Annotated in this window: 2 protein-coding genes; one reads left to right on the top strand and one right to left on the bottom strand. The window is 73.5% G+C overall.

Annotated features, from left to right (window positions below; all coding sequences use genetic code 11):
* Positions 1-158: 158 nt before the first annotated feature.
* Positions 159-431 carry a hypothetical protein gene (locus ACFWE2_RS25275; protein ID WP_377226959.1) on the bottom strand — a complete coding sequence of 91 codons (273 nt, stop codon included), beginning with the start codon at positions 429-431 and terminating at the stop codon, positions 159-161.
* Positions 432-590: 159 nt separating this feature from the next.
* On the opposite strand from ACFWE2_RS25275, the gene ACFWE2_RS25270 reads away from it, so the two are divergent.
* Positions 591-1,946: a hypothetical protein gene (locus ACFWE2_RS25270; protein WP_377226958.1), complete on the top strand. Its 1,356-nt coding sequence runs from the start codon at positions 591-593 to the stop codon at positions 1,944-1,946.
* Positions 1,947-1,997 lie beyond the last annotated feature (51 nt).

The following is a 1,997-nucleotide window of genomic DNA, read 5'->3' as shown; positions in this document are numbered from 1 at the left end:
CGTTGGGGGGCTGACGGTGGTGTGCGCCGTGGGGGTGGCGCGCCCCGGCGGGGGGGGCCCCGCGGTGGTGGGGGTGGCCGGGCTGGTCTACGGCCGGCCGGCGCAGCGCCCGGCGCCGGTCCAGCCAAGAGCCTGAGCAGCAGGCCGAACCCTCGGGCTCAGGCCGGGAACGAGTCGACGGCGTCGTCCTCGCCGTCGCCGTCGGTGTCCACGGAGATCGTCCGCGTCCCGCCGGCGGTCTCCACCACGACGTCGGGCCGCCCGTCACCGTCGGTGTCGTGCAGCTCGACGTCGGGGACGCCGTCGGCGTCGTAGTCCTCGAACTGGGCGTCGACGACGCCGTCGCCGTCGGTGTCGGCCACCTCGACGTCGGCTATGCCGTCGCCGTCGAGGTCGAACTTGCCGGGCTTGTCAGCCAGGAACTCGGACACGTCGTTCTCCTTGCTCGTCAACACTGCTCGTCATCTCCGGGGTACGTCCCCGATCATGCACCACTGGCGGACCGCCCAGGCACCAGAGGTCGGACGGCGGCCCAGGATTTCTCCCGTTTCGCCGCGCGGGTGAAATACCAGGACGCATAGATTCAGCACATGCTTACCCAGGTACGCAGGACCCGACGCAGTGCAGCGGTGCTGACCGCCAGGTCCTGCGCCGTCGTGATCGCCGCCGGCCTGATCGCCTCCAGCCTGTTCGCCTCGGGGGCCGCCGTCGCGACGGTCACCCGAGGCTCCGGTCCGGACGCCGCAGGGCAGGCCTGGTCCGTCGACCTCGCCACCCACACCGACGACGACGCCGGGGTACGCCACTCCGGCGGCGCGCTCCACCTGGCGGCCACCGGCACGTCCGGCAGCTCCACCGTGCCGGACGGCGGCAGGGCCGGCAGCAGCAGGGCCGACGGGGCCGGCGGCGGCGCGCACCACGAGGCGTCCGGCCAGCTCGTCGCGGAGCCGAAGCACCTCGACTCCCCCGCGAGCGTCGTCACCGCCGACGTCGACGCCACGGCCCCGGCAGGCACCTCCGTGCTGGTCGACGTCCGCGGCCGGCTCACCGACCAGGGCCCCGACTCCTGGACCGAGTGGGTACCAGCGGGCTCGCCGCTCCCCGCGCCGGCCGAGACGGTCCAGGCGCGCGTCACGCTCGTCGGCGAGGGCGGCACCAGCCCTGCCGTACGGAAGGTGACGCTCACGCCTGAGGCCCGCCGGTCGCAGTCGCTGCAGGACGCGGAGGTGCAGGCCGCGCCGACGGCCGTCGCGGACTCGTACAAGGTCTTCGCCACCCGCGAGGGCCTGGTGGGCGGCACCACCGCGAACGGCCACGTCATCACCTCGAGGGACCACTTCGTCGCTCTGCCGTCCCGGCGCGGGCTGTCGCCGAAGAACTCCGGCAGCTACTCGGTGCGGGTCTGCGCCGAGAGCACCGGACGCTGCGCGTACGCCCCGGTCTGGGACGTCGGGCCGTGGAACACCACCGACGACTACTGGAACGGGGGCGAGACGCGTCAGTCCTGGTCCGACCTGCCCCAGGGCCGGCCGCAGGCGCAGGCCGCCTACCAGGACGACTACAACCGTGGGCGCGACGGGTTCGGCCGCCAGGTCGCCAACCCCGCGGGTATCGACCTCGGGGACGGCACCTTCTGGGACGCCGTCGGGCTCACCGACAACGCCTGGACCACCGTCACCTACCTCTGGACCGGGCACGGGCCCACGGGCGTCGTCAGGACCAAGAGCGGTCCGCTCAACGTGCGCTCGGGACCGAGCACGGACTACGCCGTCGTCGGACAGGCAGGCAACCACGCGAACGTGGTGATCGAGTGCACCACGCGCGGCGCCACGATCACGGGAACCTACGGCACCACCGACCGGTGGAACCGCATCGGGCCGGGCAACTGGGTCTCGGGCGCCTACGTCTCGACGAACTCCTCGACCCGGCCGCCCCCCTCCTGCTGACACGCCCGCGGCGACGAGAACGGGATCGTGTTCGCCGGGGCACTCCTGCGC

The organism is Promicromonospora sp. NPDC060271 (assembly GCF_042726755.1).
Classification (GTDB): domain Bacteria; phylum Actinomycetota; class Actinomycetes; order Actinomycetales; family Cellulomonadaceae; genus Promicromonospora.
The sequence above is the reverse complement of the archived record's forward strand: the minus strand, read 5'-3'. Positions and strand labels throughout refer to the sequence as shown.

Coding starts and splice junctions, on each gene's coding strand:
- ACFWE2_RS25270 (WP_377226958.1), top strand. CDS start 591: ATGCTTACCCAGGTACGCAGGACCCGACGCAGTGCAGCGGTGCTGACC.